The sequence below is a fragment of the Moorena sp. SIO4G3 genome, from assembly GCF_010692305.1.
GTDB lineage: Bacteria > Cyanobacteriota > Cyanobacteriia > Cyanobacteriales > Coleofasciculaceae > Moorena > Moorena producens_A.
Window position 1 is genome coordinate 1 of record NZ_JAAHIG010000005.1, and the last position, 21,245, is coordinate 21,245.

Sequence of the window (21,245 nt, forward strand, 5' to 3'; positions counted from 1 at the left end):
AAGCCGTAACAATCGTAATTGGTTTTCCAAATCAGTAGTATTGAATGGTGTTCCAGTACCTAACTGGACACGGCTGCGGATATAGTTGGCATTGAGGCGGCGTGTTCCTTCAACTTCGATCTTTTCTATACCCCCTTCTAGGACACGAATTGTAACAATGCCCTTGTTAATGTCAATGGTTTGCTCGGCCAGAATTGCTCTAGTGTTAATATAGCCTTGCTTGAGGTAAAGCGTAGTAATAGCATCCGCGACTTCTCTTAGTTGCTCAATAGTCAGGGAGCGTCCTTGATAAGGTTGTATGATCTGCTTAAACTGCTCTGGGTAAAAGATGGTGCTGCCAATGACTTCAATTTTATCTACTTGAATTGTTTGAGAGTCAAAAGCAGTTAGTCTAGCAGGTGTATTGGGTTTATTCTCTAGTAGAACTGGTTCTTCTGAATCTGATCCTATGGGGGCTAATAGTTCACCTATCTGATTTTGATAATTTTCATCAACCAATTGTCCTGACTCCTGAGCGATTTTCTTCTCCTGCTGGTTAACCAGAAGGTTACTTGTGCTTAGAGATCTATGATTGCTTGGCAAAGAGGTTAGGGTTACTGCTAGGGCATCAATACAAGTGCTACAGGCAATTATTAAATACAACGGTGTAAATTTATTTGATATTAATTTATTTAAGAAATACTTTCTAAGCACAATTTGAATTAACATCTGATGCCAAAGCAATCCGATCTTCGAGCGCATCGGGTTTTTTATTCTCCTTAGGTGGGGATATCTAGGGATTTTGGGTGACAACGAATGGTTCAAACGTAAACGCCACTAAAAAGCCTAACCCTGATTAGTTCAAAAATTCCAAAAAACTATCACCATCGTCTCTCGCAGTTATAGCTTATATCAAATTGGTTTAACAAAACTCCCTATCCATCCCCACCGTCTTTCACGGTGGGGATGGATAGGGAGACGACAACTAGAGCGCGATTCGTGCTAAAATAAAAGTGGTCGATGACCCTCCTGACTGACTAAAAGGCTACCTTCAAGGTGTAAAAGTAAGCTTGAGAGTTCAGGGTTTGAATTTACCGTAAGTAGAGGGTCGCCTTAATCAAACAGTTTTAACCCTTTTATGCATAGCCGACCAACCATAAAGGCGACCCTCTACTAAGGTTTCGTCTCCGGGAAGAGACTTGCCCCAGCTGGTCAGCTATCGCTGTAATTCCAAGGTAAGTCTGTCGCCAAAATATGCGTCGATAGAAGGCGGATGTCTTCCTGTGGACGCTGAGTAAGACCAAGACGAGCAGGCGCGCGCCTCCTAGGCCGGGTTCCCCGGCCTAGGGTCGCGCCTCTGGTTGAGGCATCGGGGACGCGCGCGGGAAACCTCGTTCGCGTAGCGTCGGGCAAAGCCCGAAAGACGAATAAAACCGTCCCTGATTGAACTGAGAATGGGAAGCCCCAACCTCAGCGTTCGCGTAGCGTGGCCTACGGCCAAAGCAGGTTGGGGTACTTCACTTACCCATAATCAAAATCTCTACCCTGTCTGACCCTGTGGTGGGTTTTCCGCTGTCAGTATAACCTTTGTGTATTTAACAGGTGCGCGCCCGTTCGCACTCAGCGTCGGACTTTGCCTAAAGGGTCGCACCTATAGCGAATTCAATTATTAATGGGTCAAGCACACCTATTAACTCTTGGCAAAAAAATCCCTTGGCTAGTGTCGGGGGAACTCTTTAGAAGTATGAAGTGTGAATTTTCACCTTATTATAGGCAATTATAGGCAAATGCTAGTTCTTGAACTATATAGCAATAGTTAGTATAAACCTATACAAACTATTAGATAAATTGTAGCTTTTGATACAATTTATCTGGATAACTACAAAATCGCATGATTATAGCATATTTATTTATAATCGTCTGCCTTAATTTACTGCTCTTCTGCACTTGTTATGGTAACAAAGCAGTTCAATCATCCTGATCGCCTTATTGGTAATTGCTTGAGCGCCTAATTTTTGCCCTCGAAAAGCCGCTCAGAAACAAGAAGCAATGAACATCACAAACATGGCAGGACTTGGATGATGGCAGGACTTGGTAGTGCAACGAGAGCCCAATAGTCTTTGCCATACCAATGGGATCCTACCATAGAAGCTGACGCAACGCGCATGCAAAAGCTGATTTGACTTACCCCACCCAACTTATAAAATATCATTGAAAATTATGGGTGGGGACTGCACTCAATCATTGTGTTCAATTGAACACCATATCAGTATGACATGATGGCGTCTCGCGGATGAACTTCATATGAATTGAGCAAGTTTGCTTGCCATTCGCTGACACTGCCATGATTGGGTAGTCAATCAGAGCATCCTGCAAAGACATCTGGAAGCGGAAGGTACCATCTGGGTTAATCTTGACCGGAAGTCCATCAATAGTAACGGAAGCATCAGGATCAGTGGTACCATGGATAATTAGATCCGCATCTGCCACTAACAACAATTCAGGAGTTGGAGCGGGGGGAGCAGAATCCCTCAAACCAGCTCCCGACATGTTTGGAGAAACCCACTTACCAATACCCGAAGGGAAAGCATTGGAAGTTATTGCTGACCTTGGAACTTGCTGCATAGAACTATAAACAGAACCAGCTACTGCCTGAGATTCCCCAGATTGAGTTATGCCAAAGATTTCGCCATAGATAGGGGGATTAGGCATTTCCGAGCTACTCCCATTACCTGTTTGGCTAGGTGGCAGAAGTTTTAGGACAGTCTTACCCTGTAAATTATCATTCCAGTTGACCGTGATGAATTGGTCTTCCATCCATTTAGAGGGATAGGCTGGGGGGGCATGGATAGGTGCTGAACGGGCCAGAACTAGCCATTGACCATCTTCACAGCGATAACCAATCTCAACTACATAGTCGCGATCGCTAACTGGCATGGGTAGATACCATTCTCGCGCTAGCTCATCACAGGGATATTCTTGGATACTATGGGGACTTTGATCATCCAGTTTGATTGCAGTAACATCATAGAGCCTTAGAGCGAGTTGTTGACCTCCCTGAGAGCGCAGTTCTTTTTTATGTTCATTCGGAATATCCCAATAAGCATAAGACCAATGTGGATCACGAGGCATTAGGACAATCCGGCTTTCACCATAACCTTCTGGTAGCTCTGCTAATCCCTCATCAACAGAAACTAGACTATCACTAGTCGGCTCTTCTTGAGCTAATTCAAACTGGCTTGATTCGTCCTTTGCTTGTGCCTCAATTATCGGCGATGGAGTGGTAGACCTTTTGTGACGTTCTATTGCTTGAATTTCCGCCAATAAGCGTGCTTTACGCATTCTGCTGTATCGAGATATACTATATTCACTGGCAACTCTACGTAATTGCCGTAAAGTCATTTCTTCTAGGGGAGTTCCTTCTTTTGCCATGATTTATTTTCTATACGTTGTTAGGTTGGCTGATAGATTACTGATGTCAATCTTGAGGTGTGACCCGTGGCCGCGAGGGATTGCTCGCGGCCTAGGAGGCGCGCACAAAGAGCGAATTTAATTCTTAAGGTGGGACCGGTGGTGAATTTAATTCTTAATGGTAAGAGCGCACCTAAGGGTCAAGCACACCTAATTAAAACAAGTTTTGGTTGCTATGAAACTTACCTAAAGTCAGACCTGACTAAAGTTTTTATCCTTCTTGATTCCCAGATTTTCAAGGCGCGACCCTAGGCCGCGAGGGATTGCTCGCGGCCTAGGAGGCGCGCGCCTTGAGGGAAATTACCCGTCTACTGCTTATTCGAAACTTCAGTTATTTTTTCTACCTACAATATGGTAAAGTCAGCCATCGATAATTTGGTTAAATACTAACAAAGCCACATTTTTATGGAATCCTCTGAGCAACTATATATAACAAGAAATTTTTTGGTCAGGTCAAGGGTGAAATCAGCCGATTTTCGGTAAATTCACGCATTTGTCAGAAAACTGGGACTCAAAATGTCATGAAACTGTGACATCACTCCTCACTAGTTAGGACTTCAGTCATCAATATTATCAACTTAGGCACCATAAATGATCTGTAGCCAAGAAGGATAAAACTCTGATCTACTTATCATTGAAATTCTTTATTAATCATTTATCTCTCAGCCTTGATGATAAGCAACACTATATGACTACTTTCCTCAACGGTGAGCGAAGCGTGGGAAGCCAAAGCTAATCGCATCATCAATCATCGACAGGAATAATCATTAGTTTTCCCTGTTCTTTTCGACAGGAATTGACTGGTCAGATATGTTTTTAGCTTCCGGCAAAATAAGCCCCACAACGAACATGCGCAGCATGAGTGTTTAAAGTTACCGTAAGGATAGTGGAGCCTTTATGGTTAGTCGGTTATGCGTAAAAGGGTTAAAACTTTTTGATTAAGGCTCCACTATCCTAAGGTTTCGTCTCCAGGGATGAATTTTGCACAGAGTCTTCCACCAAAGACCAATCGATGTGTTATACTCGCGCATACTGACTTTCAAAGCCGTTCGCGTAGCGTGGCCAAAGGCCATAAATGCTGGAAAGTTGGTCAAATATTATTAAACAAAAAACCAAAAAAACAGAGCGGCAGCGATGCAGCGCGGTCTTGGGGGTTTCCCCCACTCGCTATTGCATCAAGAGAGGGCAGTCCGTTCTTAAAGCCCAGCGCCTCCTAAGCAATAGCTGGATTGGCGCTTGTTGCCCACACTTAACTCAAAGAGTCAGTGTGGGAGCTGTCACTTATCTTACCATCCAACCTTTAATTAGCCACTGACCCCCTTGGCGTACTAACTCATACTTGACTCTTAAGTTGTCATTACTCGAAGCTGCCGGACTCAGCATACCATCTTGATATACCTTTGCTTGCTCCTTGACCGCAGCATCTATCACAGCTTGATTAGGATTCGATGTGTTAGTCTCAACTGAGTTAATTTTGACGCTGTGCTTGTAGATCCGGTAAGAGTTATTGGTTTTAGCCGCTTTAGCACTTTTGAGCCAGACAGACAGAGCTGGCTCAGCTAAGATTTTATTAAGTTGCCCTACCTCATGTTTTGGTCCAAAGGCAACTTTCTTAGTGTTTAGCCAGGTTTCGATGACTTGCTGAGCCGTTTCTTGATTTAGAGGACCACTTGGAGCAATGAGCCCACTGCCGCTCGGAGGAATCGGGACTGGAGGTTGGTCAAGCTGCACAAAAAGTTGTTCTCCCTCTAAGGGTGGTTTTGAAAAACTTTTAAGAGCTTTATTGAGCAAAATCAGCAGGATGCCCAGTCCTAGCAAACCTAAAAGACTCAGGAAAATCAGACGTCTTAGTTTAGCCCCTGGTTTGAATCGCTCTGGTGAATGTTCAAGACGATCAGGGGATGAATGATTCAGACTGCTCCGCTGACTTGAGGAGTCTTTGACCAAAGAAGCGCTTCTAGACCACCCACCTGAGGTGGTTGAATTTTGACTATCCAGGGTTTTGCCTGACTTGCCCCCACCCAGAAAGCTACCTAAGGACTGACGCCTACGACGCCGTCCATGACTCCGCAAGCCTGTTGTGTTTGACTCTAAGTCCTGAGAGGTTTGTGGTTCTGAGCCATTTGATGAGTGGGATATCCCTTGACCTGTAGGAAAAGTTGATACCCCATTAGTGGTTAAGCGATCGCTATTGACCCCGTTTTGACTAACACCGTTTGCCAACGCCCCACTTGGCCACCTTGATCCCACCGTTACTGGTTCTGCCGTTGTCTGTGAGCCTTGGCCATTGCTTAGTCTATCTTGCCCCAGGATGCTTTTAGAAGAGCCTACCGTTGCATAGGTGGTTGTTTGGGAAGGTACAACCGTCCACTGATTGCTAGTTTGCTCAGATGAATCTGGTAAATTTTCTAGATAGGCTTGTACTTGCTCATCAGCAAAGTATTGCTTCAAAGAAACCTTCTGATTGGCCAGATCCCGGAAGTGGGGAAATACCGATTCTTGTAGCCAACGCTCTCCGTACAGGCATAATCCTGGCAATAAGTCTGGGGAATTTTGAGAATGTTCCCGAATGAAAGCTAGGGCTTCGTATTCCTGGCTCAGTTCCAAGGCACGACTGGCTTCTTCCGTTTGGCCCAGAAGCAGAGCACACACCCCTTGTTCTAAGTGAACATCCTGCCGCTTCCCCAAACGCATCAGCATTTTCTTGGCACGAGCAATCAAAGCCGGTTCTCTGTGGGCAAATCCCCTTGCTAGTAATGCGTAAACAGCTAGGTATGTAGCAACAGCTGAAGGACGTCGTGCTTCAGCTTCAAATAAGGTTTGCTGTTGGTTGGAGGTAAGATAGCCTCGTAACTGTTGGATAAAGCGAAGAAAGTCATCAATCCCTAAACCAGATTGGTCATTACCAGTGCCATCAATCCCTCGGCGCTCCTGTAACATTTCTTGGAGCAACCGCAAGCCTTTGCGACGCTCAATGGCTTTTTCTTCTGGCAGGGCTAATAATTCTAAAATCCGATAAGGGCGAAGTTTATAGAGGTCTGCCTGGATTTCCCCTCGAACACTCGGAAATAAGCCTTCTTGTAGGAGTAATTGTTGTCCAGTTTCTAGGGACATAGCTGCGTTTTCATACTCCCCTTGCTGCCATTCCTCTCGACCTAGCTCTAAGCAGGCTATAGCTAAGGTCAAAACTACGTCGGGTCGAACAAGTTGGGGATCCCCCAATTTCCCCTGACTTAATCCAACGCTGTTACCTTTTTCCAGTAACGGTTGCGCCAGTTTTATAATCAGTTCGTATTCCCCAAGTTCTTGAAGAATCAGTAAGCTTCCGAGTAATTGGTCGTTATCAATTTCAATCGTGGGAGTGTGAGCTTCGACGGTTTCACCTGTTACTGTTTGATTAGTACCAGGAGCACCCGCCACTGATGGGTGTTGCTCTTGGAGTTGATAAGCTTTGGCAATCAAGCCAGCATCATACTCCTCTCTTGTTTCGGGGTCACTCAAAACCCCGTAGGCTTTTTCAAGGAGAGTTTTACGAGAGGCTATTGCTGCTTCCGAATATTCTCGGCGCGGTAGTTGTAAGGTACGATCACGATAGGCTTGGCTGAGCTGTTGGGCTGTAGCCTGAATCGGCAATCCTAGTATGCGGTAGTAATCGAGCGGAATGCGCACGGTTCACTTCCCCAGCTTTTCGAGCAACTGAATGAGTTGATGATAGCCCATATCGTACTCCCTAAACTGGCTATAGCTATTTATCTGTAACTTTAAAAGACACAGTATCGCAGCTAACCGGTTTTGTCGAGTCCCTAAACACTATTAATTCTAGCAACTAGGGTGGAGCATCTTCTTTTATTAACTTTAATTAAAGTAAACAGTAAAGCAGTAGTGTGATTTTAATTCAATTCAACTTGAGCTAACTATTCCCTCTAGGCTTGACCTAGAAGATAAATTCTGGAATATAAATCCTGTAGGCTTGAGTAAAACTTTATAATAGCTTTGCTTAAATTGGCTAAACAAGTAGTTTGGCTAAATGCCAGTATAGTGTTGGGACAAGTATAGGACAAATTAATGGCTCAGGAAAGAACTTTACCTAAAGTAGAGGATTACAGACCCATTACCAGCGCAGAAGGATTACTCCTTTACGAGGATATGATGCTCGGGCGCTTGTTTGAGGACAAATGTGCTGAAATGTACTATCGGGGCAAAATGTTTGGTTTTGTCCACCTCTACAACGGTCAAGAGGCAGTGTCAACAGGAGTCATCAAGGCGTTGCGTAATGGTGAAGACTTTGTTAGTAGCACCTATCGTGACCATGTCCATGCCTTAAGTGCAGGAGTGCCAGCACGGGAAGTGATGGCAGAGTTATTTGGCAAAGCCACAGGCTGCAGCAAGGGACGCGGTGGTTCAATGCATATGTTCTCACAAGAACATAATCTCCTGGGAGGCTATGCCTTTGTAGCTGAGGGGATTCCCGTTGCCACGGGTAGTGCTTTCCAAAGTAAATACCGTCGCGAAGCCTTGGGGGATGAGAGTGCTGATCAAGTCACCGCTTGCTTTTTCGGTGATGGAGCTTGCAATAATGGTCAGTTCTTTGAATGTTTGAATATGGCAGCCCTTTGGAAACTGCCCGTTATCTATGTCGTGGAAAACAACAAGTGGGCAATTGGGATGGCTCATGAACGGGCAACATCCCAGCCAGAAATTTATAAAAAAGCCAGTGTATTCGGCATGGCTGGAGTAGAAGTTGATGGCATGGATGTAATGGCTGTCAGAACTGTTGCCCAAGAAGCGATCGCTCGGGCTCGTGCAGGAGAAGGCCCAACCCTGATTGAAGCCCTGACCTACCGCTTCCGAGGTCACTCTCTGGCTGATCCTGATGAACTCCGCTCCAAAGAAGAGAAGGAATTCTGGTTAACTCGCGATCCCATTAAAAAGATGGCAAGTTACCTGACAGATAATAATCTAGCTACTCCCGAAGAACTCAAAGCCATTGATAGCAAAATCCAGGAAGTGATTAATGATGCAGTTGAGTTTGCCCAATCGAGTCCTGAACCTGACCCTAGTGAACTATATCGCTATGTTTTTGCTGAAGATTAATTAACTGAAGTAGGAAGTGTGAAGTATTTGATAGTTCACACTTTCTTAGTTAGGGTCTCAATCCTAGGAGTACCATCAGCTGGGACCCAGGCAATGTAGGTGATACCGTGACCCAGGGCGTATTCTCTAATTTGTGCTGGTGAGCGTCCCCCTAACTCTATTTCTACCCTGACCAAATCCTCAGAATCTCTAAGTTTTTGGGCATAGGTAAAAGCAATTGCCTCAGCTTCGGGCAATTCTGGTACCACTAACCAATCACTAGCTGGTGTTCTGCTGGGTAGTTGATTGCTGGACAGTAAGACATAATGAAGGTCTTCTAGGTTGAGGCAAAAACCAATTCCAGGGTAGTTTTCTCCTTGAGGATGATATAAACTCAGCAATTGATCGTACCGCCCTCCCTGACCTAAAACTCGGCTAGAGCCCTCGCTACTACTGACTACTTCAAAGACAATACCAGTGTAATAGTCAAAGGTTTGTACTAATGTCAGGTCGAGAACGATCGGTAAGGGGCTAGCGGAACTACTATTTAAAAGTTCCACCAGGGATTTGAGATTGGTCACAATCTCGTGTTCTGATGAGTCTAAATCCAAGCTAGCAACCTTTTGCAAAACATCAGCAGGGTCTCCCCTCAGGTCAAAGAGAAACAATGCCCGCTCTCGCAATTCTGGAGAGAGGGGTAAGGTTTCTAGGCTAACCCGGTCAAGATAGGCAATAGCTTGACGAACCTTTTCTTGCATAGGTTTGGGGAAGGGAGACAAAAGCGATCGCGTTAGCCGAGCTTCCCCCAAAATCAGGTGCCATTGTTGTAACCCTAAATGATTAAGACAATCAGCTAGCAACAGCAGAATTTCCCCATCTGCCAACAGGCCGCCAACTCCCAATAATTCTACCCCCGACTGGTAAAACTCTAGTTGACGTCCATGGTGACCTATAGTTGGTCTGCGAAATACATTGGCATTGTAATAGAGTCGCTGGGGTAAGGATAGGCAGGCTTCACTATTACTGCCAGCAATACGACTAACCATTGCTCTGGCTATGGATGCCGTTAATTCTGGACGCAGCCCCAGCGTTCCTTCCTCAGCATCGTGCAACTGAATAACCGTGGAACGTTCGACAGCTCCTCCTGCCATCAGAGTATCCAACCATTCTAGGGTTGATGTGATAATCCGGTGGTAACTCCAGCGGTGAAATACTTGCTGTAAGTGGTTAGCAATCCAGCGTTTTTGGGTAACTTCTAGGGGGAGTAAATCCCTTGCCCCTGGGGGTGGTTGATGAATCATTACTTTTTCTTTCCACCAAATAAACCACCAAATAAGCCACCACCAGATTTATTGGAAGGTTTCCCTTTAGCTGCTTCAGGCGAAACTTTTGGTTGGCTACCGCCACTTTTGGGGGTTAATTCATTGAGAATCTGTTTCGCCTTCAATGCTTTTTCGTTCTGAGGGTTCAATTGCAACGCCTTATTAATGTGTACTTTAGCCATTGTCCCCTTATTTTGCTTCAAATAAGCAATTCCCAATAAACTATGGCAGTCGCTATTGTTTTGGTCCAACTTCAGAGCTTCTCGCAACTCCAGAACTGCCGCAGCAAAATTGTTTTTCACCAAATATCCTTCAGCACGGCGGATATAGCTATCCACTCGTGATACTCCCTTAGGCCCAACCGACCCTCCCTGTGATGTGCCAGCGGTACTAGTCTGACTATTTGGCTGGGTCACACCAGTTGCTTGAGTTTTCACAGGGGTTGACACAGAAGTTTTTACCGTTTCGCCCTTACCACTTTTACACATCAAATAAACTAGGTTAAGTTCACTGATTTCGGCAATTTTTGCCAAGGCTTGGTCAAGGGCTTGGTATTGCTCTGATGCTAGGTGGTAAACTGAGGTTTTGTAAAGATTATCTAAATTTGCCCCTGCTTGTAATAATTGCTTAGCCGTTGCGCTAGCCAGGGAAATTTTATCTCCTTGAGCCCCTAACCGCTTACTCAAGTGGCTTAGACTAGCAGCATAGTCACGATGACCTCGGGATAGTTGTTCATAAGCAGGATTAACCAGCCGTGTTAACAGCAGATTTGCTTGATTTTTTTCCACTTCGGTATTGGCTTTGCAACTGTCGGGATGCAAACGTCTAGCAATTTGAAGGTACCGTTGACGGACTGCCTTAACATCCGCATCAACTGGAATTCCTAAAACTGCGTGGTAGTCAGTGAAATCAAGCTTGAAGAGTCCGTATTCAATTTTCAAAGACATAGGCAACTGTCCCATCTCAACTGCTGCAAGGCTCGTTTCTAGTATCTCTTAGATTAGCTTCCTCCGCGAGAAGCCCCACACCTCAATGCTACGCCATGAGTGTGGGATGAATCCCGGACAGGAACAAAGCCCGATAGCGATGGCTGGTGTTGGTAAGAAGTCCACACTCAACCTCATACCAAGTTGCGCTCAAAGGTACAACTTTCTCTTCCGCCAATCTCCCTATCTCCCTATCTCCCCATCTCCCTATCTCCCTATCTCCCTATCTCCCTATCTCCCTATCCAACCAATCTACTCTCTTTGAATGCAACTCGGTATCAAAAGGTGATTGTGGGAGTATGTCACAGAATCTGGGTTTGTTTGGGCAATAAAAAGCAGCTGCTTCCTTGAAGAAGCAGCTGTAAGTATGCTTTTTAGTCAAACAATGGTGCTTTAATTCATTCCGTAGGCTTTAGTAATCAAAATCGCCACCCATACCAGCACCAGCAGGAGCATTGTCCTTAGGCTCAGGCTTATCTACCACAATACACTCAGTGGTCAACACCATACCTGCGATGGAAGCGGCATTTTGGAGAGCAGAACGAGTTACCTTAGCTGGGTCAACGATACCAGCTTCAAACATATCTACAAACTCACCATTGGAAGCATTGTAGCCAACGTTAAATTCTTTTTCTTTAACTCGCTCAGCGATCACCGCACCATTCTGACCAGCGTTCTGGGCAATTCGCTTCAGAGGTGAAGACAAGGCACGAGAAACAATCATAGCACCGGTAAGTTCTTCAGCCTTAAGGTTCTCGTTTGCCCAAGTTTCTAGGTCAGGAGTCAGGTGAGCTAGAGTTGTGCCACCACCAGGGACAATACCTTCTTCCACAGCTGCCTTGGTAGCGTTGATGGCATCTTCCAAACGCAGCTTGCGGTCTTTCATTTCCGTTTCTGTCGCAGCACCCACTTTAATAACTGCGACACCACCAGCCAGCTTAGCTAATCGCTCTTGCAGTTTTTCTTTGTCGTAGGAAGAATCGCTTTCGTCCATCTGACGGCGGATTTGGTCACAACGACCCTTCACTGCATTTTCGTTACCTTCAGCAACGATAGTAGTGTTGTCCTTAGTTATGGTCACACGACGGGATTTACCCAGCATTTCCAGCTTGGCGTTGTCAAGCTTTAGACCTGCATCTTCAGTAATTACTTGTGCACCAGTTAGAGTAGCAATGTCCTCCAGCATAGCCTTACGGCGATCGCCAAAGCCAGGAGCCTTGACAGCTGCCACATTCAAAACACCCCGTAGGCGGTTGACCACCAAGGTTGCGAGGGCTTCTTTCTCAATGTCCTCAGCAATAATCAGCAACGGCTTGCCAGAACGAGCCACTTGCTCAAGTACTGGAACCAGGTCTTGTACCAGGGTAATTTTCTTGTCAGTGAGCAGCAGGTGAGGTTCTTCTAGAACTGCTTCCATCCGCTCAGTGTCAGTAGCAAAGTAGGGAGAGATATAGCCTTTGTCAAAGCGCATCCCTTCGGTAATTTCTAGTTCAGTGGTCATAGACTTCCCTTCTTCAAGGGAAATCACACCCTCTTTGCCCACTTTGTCCATTGCGTCAGCAATCATCTGACCAACGGTCTCATCGTTACCCGCAGAGATAGAACCAACTTGGGCAACTGCTTTAGAGTCTTCTACTGGACGAGCATGTTCAGCAATCTTGTCTACCAGAAAAGCAGTAGCTTTATCAATACCCCGCTTCAGGGCGATCGGGTTAGCACCTGCAGCAACGTTGCGCAAGCCTTCTTTGACCACAGCATGAGCTAGTACCGTAGCGGTTGTAGTGCCATCACCAGCAGCATCATTGGTTTTGGAAGCTGCTTGCCGAATCAGAGAAACACCAGTGTTTTCAATGTGGTCTTCCAGTTCAATTTCTTTAGCAATGGTGACACCGTCATTAACAATTTGAGGAGCACCAAACTTCTTCTCTAACACTACGTTGCGACCTTTTGGTCCAAGGGTGACAGCTACAGCTTCAGTCAGAGTGTCCATTCCCTTTTCTAGGGCGCGACGAGCATTTTCGTTGTAAATAATGCGCTTAGCCATAGGTTTTGAATTCAGTTCCTAAGGGTTATTAAGGTTGAAGGTAAAAGGTTGAAGGTAAAAGGTTGAAGATTTAAGGGTTCAACTTGTTTGCTGTTTACTCACCTTCAAGGTGTTAGCTGACGACTGCCAAGATGTCTTTCTCTGACAACAAAACGTACTCTTCGTTGCCTAACTTAATATCGGTACCAGCGTACTTTGAGTAAAGTACCTTGTCCCCTACTTTGACTTCGAGAGCAGCGTGAGAACCATCATCGTTGCGCTTGCCAGGTCCGGTGGCTACAATTTCCCCAACTTGAGGCTTTTCCTTAGCGTTATCCGGTAGTAGGATACCGCCAGCAGTTTTTTCTTCAGCGGCGCTTACCTTAACAAAAACTCGATCCCCTAAGGGCTTAACGGTGGAAACACTCAGAGTTACAGCTGCCATATCAGTTTTTCCTCTCTACTTCATCTGAGCCGATTTAGCACTCTCAGCTCCTGAGTGCTAATTTACTCAAAATCAGCAGGAGATGGCAATAAATACCTCTGTACGGGTTCCCGAACTCATAGCAGGTTAACAGATGGCGAATGCACAGATGATATAGCTTTGAGTTATTCTCTGTGTATGCGTATGACTATGCTGTAGCTTGTACCTGTTTCATTGAAGGCTTGACCTTAGTCCCAGCAATTGCTGAAAAGAACAGAACTGCAACCAATGGACTGCTGATTACTGATAACTAAAATAAGCAAATAGATATAACAGGTATATTCTTACTCTCTCCCTTTACACTCATCCTCACACAAAAGCCGTAAAACTCATGCCAGCAGACAAAACTGAGTCTGAAGCTACCCAAGCATCTGATTCTGATAATTCTGAAATTTCTCACACTTCGACTTTCGACGGATCACAGCAAATTACCCTAGCAACTCATGTAAAGAGCTTAGGAGTTAATCAAATTCAGCGCCACATTTTCCTGTGTGCTGATCAAACTAAACCCAAATGCTGCTCAAAAGAAATTAGCCTTGAATCCTGGGAATATCTCAAAAAACGCCTTAAAGAGCTAAAACTAGACCAGCCAAAGGATGTTCAAACAAGTTACATTTTTCGCACCAAGGCTAATTGTCTGCGAGTCTGTACCTCTGGTCCTGTCATGGTAGTTTACCCAGACGGTGTTTGGTATCACAGTGCTACCCCTGAGGTGATTGAACGTATTATTCAAGAGCATATTATTGGCAACCAAGTTTTAGAGGACTATGCTTTTTTAGTTCATCCTTTGCCAGAAACTCTTCAAGCATCTGCTTCAGACTACCAGGCAATGGAAGCAGATCCTCCGCAACCCCAACCAGGTTAAGATCCTAATCGTCATGAACCCCACCTTTGCGACGCAACGGGTTCTAAAATATACTGACTTGGCCAGCTTAGGCTTCCGGGGGCAAAGTTCAAGTTCAGTCTTTTCCTTACCAACCCTAATTATGGTGAGGTAGGATTATTGGTTGGAGAGTTAAAGCAGCTTGGTAACTTCCAGGCATTAGAAAAGGCAAGAGGAACTACCACTATTTACGAAAATTAAGCAAGCAAAGTATAACAAACGTTACAGTTATGAAGGACAATGCTGTAAGAGAGCAAAAAAAACTGCTGCTGATTGATGATGACCCCAACCTGATATTACTAGTCAAGGACTACCTCGAGTTTCGGGGATACCAAGTGATTACTGCTGAACATGGAAAAGAAGCTCTGGACATTTTAGAGCAGGATATTCCTGATATGATTATCTGTGACGTGATGATGCCAGAGATGGACGGCTATACCCTGGTAGAAAAGGTCAGAGATGATTCTCGCACCAGCTGGATTCCCATATTATTTCTCTCAGCCAAAGGTCAAAGCCAAGATCGAGTAAAGGGACTCAATAAGGGTGCGGATGTTTATATGGTGAAGCCTTTTGAGCCAGAAGAACTGGTAGCACAGGTGGAATCCTCCCTAAAGCAAGCTTCTCGTCTAATCCTTCATTCAGGTTCTGGTCCAGACAGCACACCCAAAATTAAGGTTCCTTACGATGTTGAGTTGACTCCTACTGAGCTAAAGGTTGTCCAGTTTGTGGCAAGAGGTATGGCAAATCGGGAAATAGCTGAGAAACTGAATGTTTCTCAGCGCACCATAGAAAGTCATGTATCGAACATGCTAGGGAAAACTGGTCTCCATAACCGTACTGAATTAGCTCGTTGGGCAATTGAAAATAGTATGGCATAACGCTCCATACGCTGATTGGTAAATCCTAGAAAGCCAACCTTGACCGTTCACTAATCACACAAGGACTAAGCTCGTGAGCCCAGAAACTATTGTTAACAATCCCTCGCCACCGGCAGAGTCAGCTCCGGCTAGGGGTGCACCTTATGACCTAACTGAATTCGATGCTAGGGTCATGAAAACCTATGGACGGTTTCCTATTGCCTTAGAGCGGGGTGCCGGTTGCCATGTCTGGGATACTTCCGGGCGAGACTATCTTGACTTTGTGGCAGGGATTGCTACCTGTACCTTAGGTCATGCTCACCCAGTTGTGGTAGAAACGGTAATTAAGCAAATCCAAAAGCTAAACCATGTTTCCAATCTCTACTACATTCCAGAGCAAGGGGCATTAGCGAAGTGGCTCATTGACCATTCTTGTGCAGAACGAGTATTTTTCTGTAACTCGGGAGCGGAGGCTAATGAAGCTGCTATCAAACTGGCACGGAAATATGGCCACACTGTGCTCGATATTGAACAACCAGTGATTTTGACCGCTAACGCCAGTTTCCATGGGCGCACCTTAGCAACAATCACGGCTACTGGTCAGCCTAAGTACCAAAAAAACTTTGACCCCTTGGTACCTGGGTTCGAGTATGTACCCTACAACGATATTCAGGCATTGGAAAATGCGATCGCAGATATTGATGAGGGAAATCGGCGGGTAGCAGCAGTGATGCTCGAACCATTGCAGGGAGAAGGGGGTGTTCGCCCAGGAGACCTAGACTACTTCCAGCAAGTTAGAAAGATCTGTGATGAAACTGGCATCCTACTGATTCTAGATGAAGTTCAGGTGGGAATGGGTCGCACTGGTAAATACTGGGGCTATCAGAATCTGGGAATAGAGCCAGATATCTTCACCAGTGCTAAGGGATTGGCTGGTGGCATTCCCATTGGAGCGATGATGTCTAAGAAATTCTGTGATATCTTCCAACCGGGAGAGCACGCTAGCACCTTTGGTGGTAATCCCTTTGTCTGTGCAGTTGCCCTATCTGTAGGAAAAACCTTGGAACAGGAGAATATTTTGCAAAATGTTCAGGTGCGGGGTGAACAGCTGCGCACCAGACTCTCAGCGATCGCTGATAAATATCCCGAAGTGATTGAAGAAGTGCGAGGCTGGGGTCTAATTAATGGGCTTGAACTGAAATCAAATATTGATCTAACTTCAATTGATGTAGTTAAAGCTGTGATGGAACGGGGTTTGTTGTTGGTACCAGCAGGACCAAAGGTAGTTCGCTTTGTTCCACCCCTAATTGTCTCAGCCGAGGAAGTTGACCAAGCGGCTCTTATTGTAGAGCAAGCGTTACAAGCTTTAGCTTAACGGTTAACGGTCAACTATCAACAATCTCGATAATCTTGACGTTAACTTGACCCTCACCTAACTGAATTTGTAGTTCTTCTCCAGGAGCCAAATTCTCTGTAGACGAAGCAATGGTTCCGTCTGCGGTGCGCACTAGTGCATAGCCTCGTTGTAGGACTTTTTGAGGGTCAAGGCTATTGAGCTTTTCCTTGAGAAGTTGACAGTGCTGGATCCCTTGGCTCAGACGCTTTGATGTCACTTGCAATAATCGCTGATGCTGAAATGCGATTGCATTTTGTTCCTGGTGTAGTTGTTGGTCTAGAGCTAGGTGTCGCAATCGTGTTCGTAGATGGTGCAGTTTATGGCAAGATGCCTCTGTGATTTGAGTCACCGCTTGATAAAGGGTAGTCCGCCGCTGTTGATGTTCAGCATAAAGGGTGATCAGTTCTGGTACAGCTTTTTCCGCTGCTGCTGTCGGGGTGTGAGCACTGTGATCAGCTACTAAGTCAGCTAAAGATTCATCCCGTTGATGACCAATACCGGTGATCACCGGTATTGAGCATTGAGCAATTGCTCGGACCACCCGTTCATCATTGAAACAAGCTAAATCCTCTGATGCTCCACCCCCCCGAGCTAATATCAGTAGTTTGGCTCTGCCATCCCGCTCGACTCGATCAATAGCGTTAACTATTGATGCGATCGCAAGTTCCCCCTGAACCTGAGCTGGTGAAAACAAGACTCGTAAACCAGGATACCGTTGCTGTAGTGTACGTTTAATATCTCCCCAAGCAGCCGCTTGGGGAGAGGTAACCACAGCAATAGTTTCAGGATGAATCGGCAGGGGGCGCTTTCGTTGTGGGTCAAATAATCCTTCGGCTTCAAATCGTTGGCGTAATTGGCGTGAGCGCAAGGCTTGCAACCCCTCACCCGCCGGTAAGGCTTGCCAGACATTCAGCTGATACTGTCCCCGCTGAGGATAAACTCGGAGGCTGCCCAAAATAATCAACTGTTCTCCTACTGCTGGTAGCTGCACCAGCTTGCTTAACTGGCTCCTCCAGGCTACACACTGTATACTAGCCTTGGCATCTGGGTCTTGGAGGGTAAAAAACATCCCTTTTGGATGGTGGTTGCTACTAGAAACTTCTCCAATCACCCAAACTCTATGGAGTTGGTTATCTTCCTCTAACAACTCTTGGATATAGTCGGTTAACCCAGCAACCGACACAATTGCTTCTGAGAATAGGGAATTGATTCTAGATGAGTCCATTGTATCGGTAATAGTTAATAAATTAATATTTTTTTACATCATGCTCTTGAATGTTTCCTAGTTACTGATCAAGGTTTTTGCTGATTATATATAATCAATTTTAGTTAAATCATGAACAAAAGTATTTCCTAGTGGGTAGCCCATGCCAAGATTCATACCCATAAGCAACAGGTGCGCGCCCGTTCGCGTCCCGCGTCTCCTAAGGAAAAGGGCAAGGGGACCTAGGAGAAAATCCCACTAGTTCCTTTAAGATAATTTCTTTACAAGCAAGTACTTTTGTACTATACTTTAACGAAGTAACTGATCCTCCTCAGAATTCCTACCCAGCTTAACCAAGCAGTTTTGCAGAGAGCTCAAGGAGCTTAAACAGTTAAAATGGATCGTTAATTATAGTCTATAACTCCTTGAGCAACATCTCTTCTCAATCCCCCATGTTTCTTGAGGGGGAGAATTAAAACTACAAAACCCGTCCCGATACAGTAAATTTTTTGAGGCATCCATGGCTACCCCAATCACAAACAGTCCCGAAAAAGAAAAAGCTCTGAACCTGGTACTAAAACAAATTGAGCGTAGTTTTGGTAAGGGTGCCATCATGCGCTTGGGTGATGCCACCCGCATGAAAGTAGAAACAATTCGGAGTGGGGCAATTACCCTAGATTTAGCCTTGGGGGGTGGTCTGCCGAAAGGTCGCATTATTGAAATTTATGGTCCAGAAAGCTCTGGTAAGACAACCCTAGCGTTGCATGCTGTCTCAGAAGTCCAAAAAGCTGGGGGAGTTGCAGCGTTTGTTGATGCAGAACATGCTCTTGATCCTACCTACTCTGCAGCTTTGGGGGTTGATATCGAAAACCTTTTAGTATCTCAACCTGACACAGGGGAATCAGCCCTAGAAATTGTGGATCAACTGGTTCGTTCTGCGGCAGTGGATATTGTTGTGATTGACTCCGTAGCTGCTTTGGTACCCCGTGCAGAAATTGAGGGGGAAATGGGTGACAACCAAGTTGGGTTACAGGCGCGGTTGATGAGTAAAGCGCTGCGAAAAATTGCTGGTAACATTGGTAAGTCTGGGTGTACTGTTATTTTCCTCAATCAGCTACGACAAAAAATCGGCATCACCTATGGTAGCCCAGAGGTGACTACGGGTGGTAATGCACTTAAGTTCTATGCTTCAGTTCGCCTGGATATTCGTCGCATTCAAACCCTGAAAAAATCTAACGAGGGGGAATATGGGATTCGTGCTAAAGTTAAAGTTGCCAAAAATAAAGTTGCTCCTCCTTTCCGCATTGCAGAGTTTGACATTATTTTTGGCCAAGGGATTTCCCGCTTAGGGTGTCTGGTGGATTTAGCAGAACAAACCAAAGTCATTCTGCGCAAGGGAGCCTGGTATAGCCACAATGGGGACAATATTGCTCAAGGTCGGGATAATACGGTTAAGTATTTGGTTGAAAATCCCGAGTTTGCTGAGAATATTGAGCAGCAAGTACGTCAGGCTCTCGACATGGGAGCAGTAGTTTCCGCTAACTCAGTGGCTCCTATGGATAGCAAGGACGGGGATAGCATCGAAGCAGGAGATGAGGAGGCTTAATTTATTAGTTATCAGCAATCAGCAATCAGCAATCAGCAATCAGCAATCAGCAATCAGCAATCAGCAATCAGCAATCAGCAATCAGTTATCAGCTATCAGCTATCAGCTTTTGAATAAGCGATGCAGCCCGCGCTGCCGTGGTTCCTCCCACTTGCTATTGGATAAAGACAACAGGTAAGGATTGGAATAATGCTGAGTGAAGTCACAGGCTGGAAGCCTGTGCCACAAAGCTGACCGCTGACCGCTGACCACTGACCGCTGATAGCTTAATGCTTACAACTCACTTTTCTTCAGTGTACTTTCTAATTAAAAAGCGGTCTAGAATTTCTAACTGCTGAGCCGGAGTGAGTTCATCAGAAGAGGTTGCTCCTTCAAGCTCTTGCATTTCTTGTGCAGAGTCTTCTGAGGCAAATACGTCTGTTTCTTCCCCGTGTACAAATGGGTTAGTATCTTTGCTGATCTGATCTTGAGATAAGGATGAGGCAATTGTTGCTTGAACACTGCTTAAGTTGTTTTCTGCTGCTAAAGCTTCGATGTGGGCTAGGATATCTGAGCTAATGTTGTCTACAGTCTTAGTCTGTTTGCAAAATAAAAAACTAAAACTAATGCTAGCGAGTTGAACATACTCCCCATCCTTGAGCAGATGAGGTCCTTTGACTCGTTTTCCATTGATAAAGGAACCATTAGTGCTCTCCAGGTCAATTAGATAAAATCCCTGCTTCTGAATGTGCTGAATCACAGCATGATGTCTAGACAAACGCTTCTCGGGGAGCTGTATTCCTGACTGGCGTCCCCGACCGATTGTCCAAATTCCTTGAGGCTGGAGCAGGGTTTGACTTGTACCATTCACTAGGTTAGTCAGCAAATAGGCTTGTTGACCCTGAATGACACCAGCTACATATCGTGTTTCAAACAAGCCAATAGGATGGTTAGTTTTTTCCAGCTAAAGATTTTTTGTCTAGTAGAGTGTATTGATACTTTTCAATAGAATCTAGATGAGCCTAAACATTTACTTCACACCTAATCCAAGCCGTTAGAGAGGCTATGCTCACCATGGCTTCCATAATTTTCTTATCCTACTATTATACCCTGAGATTCCTCTGTAGCTCAAAGGAGTGTCATGGTTTTCCTGCTATTATAATTTCCGTTCTGCCTTATTTTCTAGGCGAAATAGCCAAACCATCAGGATAACTACACCGATTTGCAGAGCCAAGTTAGGCATGGCAGTAGCTACAGCTTGACCAGCAGCTAACTGGGCTAGAAAAACCATTGCACCGATAAAACCAGAGGCACCAAAGGCAATATAGATAAATTTTCTTAAGCCTCGGTAGGGATGTTGGGCTTCTGCTTTTAGCCTGGCATACTTCTCTGGATTGATTTTTGGCCGAGAGACTTTGGGATTGGGGTCAGGATTTTTTGAGTTCGAGTTTGTCATTAATGGTTTACCCTAACTTAGCTGACTGATTTGCTATTGCTATAGTAATATTTGCTATATTAGTAGACTGGTGCCGATGTAGCTCAGTGGTAGAGCATTCGATTCGTAATCGGACGGTCGGCGGTTCAAATCCGCTCATCGGCTTTGGGTAAGCATTCAGTTATCAGTTATCAGCTATCAGTTATCAGCTATCAGCTATCAGCTATCAGCTATCAGCTATCAGCCATTCGCGTAGGGTGGCCTGTGGCCAAGCTACACCGAACAGCTTTTGAATAAAATCAGCTGACCGCTGACCGCTGACCACTGACCACTGACCACTGACCACTGACCACTGACCACTGACTGCTGACTGCTTACCCAGCTTTTATCCCACTTTTCAGGATATTAAACGTTAAATGGGAGCCACCTTTAGGTATGATCTTAAAAAAGTATGAAGTTAGTCGTGTCAAAAGCTCCGATGGTGAAAGTTCTAGGGTTGGTAACCTAGAACTTTCACCATCGGAGCAATGTCTCACGTAGTGCTTCA

18 protein-coding genes and 1 tRNA gene are annotated in these 21,245 nt (G+C 45.3%); 8 read left to right on the plus strand and 11 right to left on the minus strand.

Going from position 1 to position 21,245, the window contains the following annotated elements; translation table 11 throughout:
* From F6J99_RS01565 to F6J99_RS01580, 4 genes are all read right to left on the minus strand, one after another.
* The coding region (locus tag F6J99_RS01565; RefSeq protein WP_293111420.1) for a POTRA domain-containing protein at positions 1–741 on the minus strand (741 nt) is incomplete at its 3' end.
* Between the two features lie 1,488 nt (positions 742–2,229).
* On the minus strand, positions 2,230–3,411 hold the full coding sequence (locus F6J99_RS01570) for a DUF4912 domain-containing protein (protein WP_293111421.1): 1,182 nt from the start codon (positions 3,409–3,411) through the stop codon (positions 2,230–2,232).
* 1,056 nt (positions 3,412–4,467) lie between these two features.
* Positions 4,468–4,614: a hypothetical protein gene (locus F6J99_RS01575; protein ID WP_293111422.1), complete on the minus strand. Its 147-nt coding sequence runs from the start codon at positions 4,612–4,614 to the stop codon at positions 4,468–4,470.
* A 117-nt stretch (positions 4,615–4,731) separates the two neighbouring features.
* Positions 4,732–7,119: an IMS domain-containing protein gene (locus F6J99_RS01580; protein ID WP_293111423.1), complete on the minus strand. Its 2,388-nt coding sequence runs from the start codon at positions 7,117–7,119 to the stop codon at positions 4,732–4,734.
* A 396-nt stretch (positions 7,120–7,515) separates the two neighbouring features.
* Here F6J99_RS01580 and pdhA point away from each other — a divergent pair, with 396 nt between their 5' ends.
* Positions 7,516–8,544 (plus strand): pyruvate dehydrogenase (acetyl-transferring) E1 component subunit alpha, encoded by a 1,029-nt coding sequence (gene pdhA / locus F6J99_RS01585; protein ID WP_293111424.1) that lies wholly within the window; start codon positions 7,516–7,518, stop codon positions 8,542–8,544.
* Between the two features lie 35 nt (positions 8,545–8,579).
* Here pdhA and F6J99_RS01590 read toward each other — a convergent pair whose 3' ends face one another.
* Together F6J99_RS01590 and F6J99_RS01595 are read right to left on the minus strand one after the other, a co-directional pair.
* Entirely contained in the window at positions 8,580–9,824 is a 1,245-nt protein-coding gene (locus tag F6J99_RS01590; RefSeq protein ID WP_293111425.1) for an ATP phosphoribosyltransferase regulatory subunit, read from the minus strand.
* Positions 9,824–10,792 carry a DnaJ domain-containing protein gene (locus F6J99_RS01595; protein ID WP_293111426.1) on the minus strand — a complete coding sequence of 323 codons (969 nt, stop codon included), beginning with the start codon at positions 10,790–10,792 and terminating at the stop codon, positions 9,824–9,826. The genes F6J99_RS01590 and F6J99_RS01595 overlap by 1 nt, the downstream gene beginning before the upstream one ends.
* Before the next feature lie 85 nt (positions 10,793–10,877).
* On the opposite strand from F6J99_RS01595, the gene F6J99_RS01600 reads away from it, so the two are divergent.
* Complete coding sequence (locus F6J99_RS01600) at positions 10,878–11,096, plus strand: hypothetical protein (RefSeq protein ID WP_293111427.1); 219 nt, start codon at positions 10,878–10,880, stop codon at positions 11,094–11,096.
* A 147-nt stretch (positions 11,097–11,243) separates the two neighbouring features.
* Here the strand turns inward: F6J99_RS01600 and groL are convergent, their stop codons facing one another.
* Both groL and groES read right to left on the minus strand, forming a co-directional pair.
* Positions 11,244–12,875, minus strand: a complete 1,632-nt coding sequence (groL, locus tag F6J99_RS01605) for a chaperonin GroEL (protein WP_070393619.1) — start codon at positions 12,873–12,875, stop codon at positions 11,244–11,246.
* A gap of 112 nt (positions 12,876–12,987) precedes the next feature.
* Positions 12,988–13,299 (minus strand): co-chaperone GroES, encoded by a 312-nt coding sequence (gene groES / locus F6J99_RS01610; protein ID WP_008180318.1) that lies wholly within the window; start codon positions 13,297–13,299, stop codon positions 12,988–12,990.
* 370 nt (positions 13,300–13,669) lie between these two features.
* On the opposite strand from groES, the gene F6J99_RS01615 reads away from it, so the two are divergent.
* The 3 genes from F6J99_RS01615 (at position 13,670) to F6J99_RS01625 (ending at position 16,453) form a co-directional block, all read left to right on the plus strand.
* Entirely contained in the window at positions 13,670–14,203 is a 534-nt protein-coding gene (locus F6J99_RS01615; protein ID WP_293111428.1) for a ferredoxin, read from the plus strand.
* Positions 14,204–14,451: 248 nt separating this feature from the next.
* Positions 14,452–15,099: a response regulator transcription factor gene (locus tag F6J99_RS01620; RefSeq protein WP_070393620.1), complete on the plus strand. Its 648-nt coding sequence runs from the start codon at positions 14,452–14,454 to the stop codon at positions 15,097–15,099.
* A 73-nt stretch (positions 15,100–15,172) separates the two neighbouring features.
* Positions 15,173–16,453 carry an aspartate aminotransferase family protein gene (locus F6J99_RS01625; RefSeq protein WP_293111429.1) on the plus strand — a complete coding sequence of 427 codons (1,281 nt, stop codon included), beginning with the start codon at positions 15,173–15,175 and terminating at the stop codon, positions 16,451–16,453.
* Between the two features lie 10 nt (positions 16,454–16,463).
* On the opposite strand, the gene xseA is transcribed toward F6J99_RS01625, so the two are convergent.
* Entirely contained in the window at positions 16,464–17,699 is a 1,236-nt protein-coding gene (gene xseA / locus F6J99_RS01630) for an exodeoxyribonuclease VII large subunit (protein ID WP_293111430.1), read from the minus strand.
* Between the two features lie 499 nt (positions 17,700–18,198).
* Here xseA and recA point away from each other — a divergent pair, with 499 nt between their 5' ends.
* The gene (gene recA, locus F6J99_RS01635) at positions 18,199–19,284 is read left to right on the plus strand and encodes a recombinase RecA (protein WP_293111431.1); all 1,086 of its coding nucleotides are present in this window, start codon (positions 18,199–18,201) and stop codon (positions 19,282–19,284) included.
* Positions 19,271–19,462, plus strand: a complete 192-nt coding sequence (locus F6J99_RS01640; protein WP_293111432.1) for a hypothetical protein — start codon at positions 19,271–19,273, stop codon at positions 19,460–19,462. The genes recA and F6J99_RS01640 overlap by 14 nt, the downstream gene beginning before the upstream one ends.
* A gap of 102 nt (positions 19,463–19,564) precedes the next feature.
* Here F6J99_RS01640 and F6J99_RS01645 read toward each other — a convergent pair whose 3' ends face one another.
* A complete protein-coding gene (locus F6J99_RS01645; RefSeq protein ID WP_293111433.1) occupies positions 19,565–20,200 on the minus strand; it encodes an FHA domain-containing protein in 636 nt (211 codons plus the stop codon).
* Between the two features lie 219 nt (positions 20,201–20,419).
* Positions 20,420–20,719, minus strand: a complete 300-nt coding sequence (locus F6J99_RS01650; RefSeq protein WP_293111434.1) for a DUF3493 domain-containing protein — start codon at positions 20,717–20,719, stop codon at positions 20,420–20,422.
* Between the two features lie 72 nt (positions 20,720–20,791).
* On the opposite strand from F6J99_RS01650, the gene F6J99_RS01655 reads away from it, so the two are divergent.
* Positions 20,792–20,863, plus strand: a tRNA-Thr gene (locus F6J99_RS01655).
* Positions 20,864–21,245: the final 382 nt, after the last annotated feature.

Coding starts and splice junctions, on each gene's coding strand:
- F6J99_RS01570 (WP_293111421.1), bottom strand. CDS start 3,411: ATGGCAAAAGAAGGAACTCCCCTAGAAGAAATGACTTTACGGCAATTA.
- pdhA (WP_293111424.1), top strand. CDS start 7,516: ATGGCTCAGGAAAGAACTTTACCTAAAGTAGAGGATTACAGACCCATT.
- F6J99_RS01590 (WP_293111425.1), bottom strand. CDS start 9,824: ATGATTCATCAACCACCCCCAGGGGCAAGGGATTTACTCCCCCTAGAA.
- F6J99_RS01595 (WP_293111426.1), bottom strand. CDS start 10,792: ATGTCTTTGAAAATTGAATACGGACTCTTCAAGCTTGATTTCACTGAC.
- F6J99_RS01600 (WP_293111427.1), top strand. CDS start 10,878: ATGCTACGCCATGAGTGTGGGATGAATCCCGGACAGGAACAAAGCCCG.
- groL (WP_070393619.1), bottom strand. CDS start 12,875: ATGGCTAAGCGCATTATTTACAACGAAAATGCTCGTCGCGCCCTAGAA.
- groES (WP_008180318.1), bottom strand. CDS start 13,299: ATGGCAGCTGTAACTCTGAGTGTTTCCACCGTTAAGCCCTTAGGGGAT.
- F6J99_RS01615 (WP_293111428.1), top strand. CDS start 13,670: ATGCCAGCAGACAAAACTGAGTCTGAAGCTACCCAAGCATCTGATTCT.
- F6J99_RS01620 (WP_070393620.1), top strand. CDS start 14,452: ATGAAGGACAATGCTGTAAGAGAGCAAAAAAAACTGCTGCTGATTGAT.
- xseA (WP_293111430.1), bottom strand. CDS start 17,699: ATGGACTCATCTAGAATCAATTCCCTATTCTCAGAAGCAATTGTGTCG.
- recA (WP_293111431.1), top strand. CDS start 18,199: ATGGCTACCCCAATCACAAACAGTCCCGAAAAAGAAAAAGCTCTGAAC.
- F6J99_RS01640 (WP_293111432.1), top strand. CDS start 19,271: ATGAGGAGGCTTAATTTATTAGTTATCAGCAATCAGCAATCAGCAATC.
- F6J99_RS01650 (WP_293111434.1), bottom strand. CDS start 20,719: ATGACAAACTCGAACTCAAAAAATCCTGACCCCAATCCCAAAGTCTCT.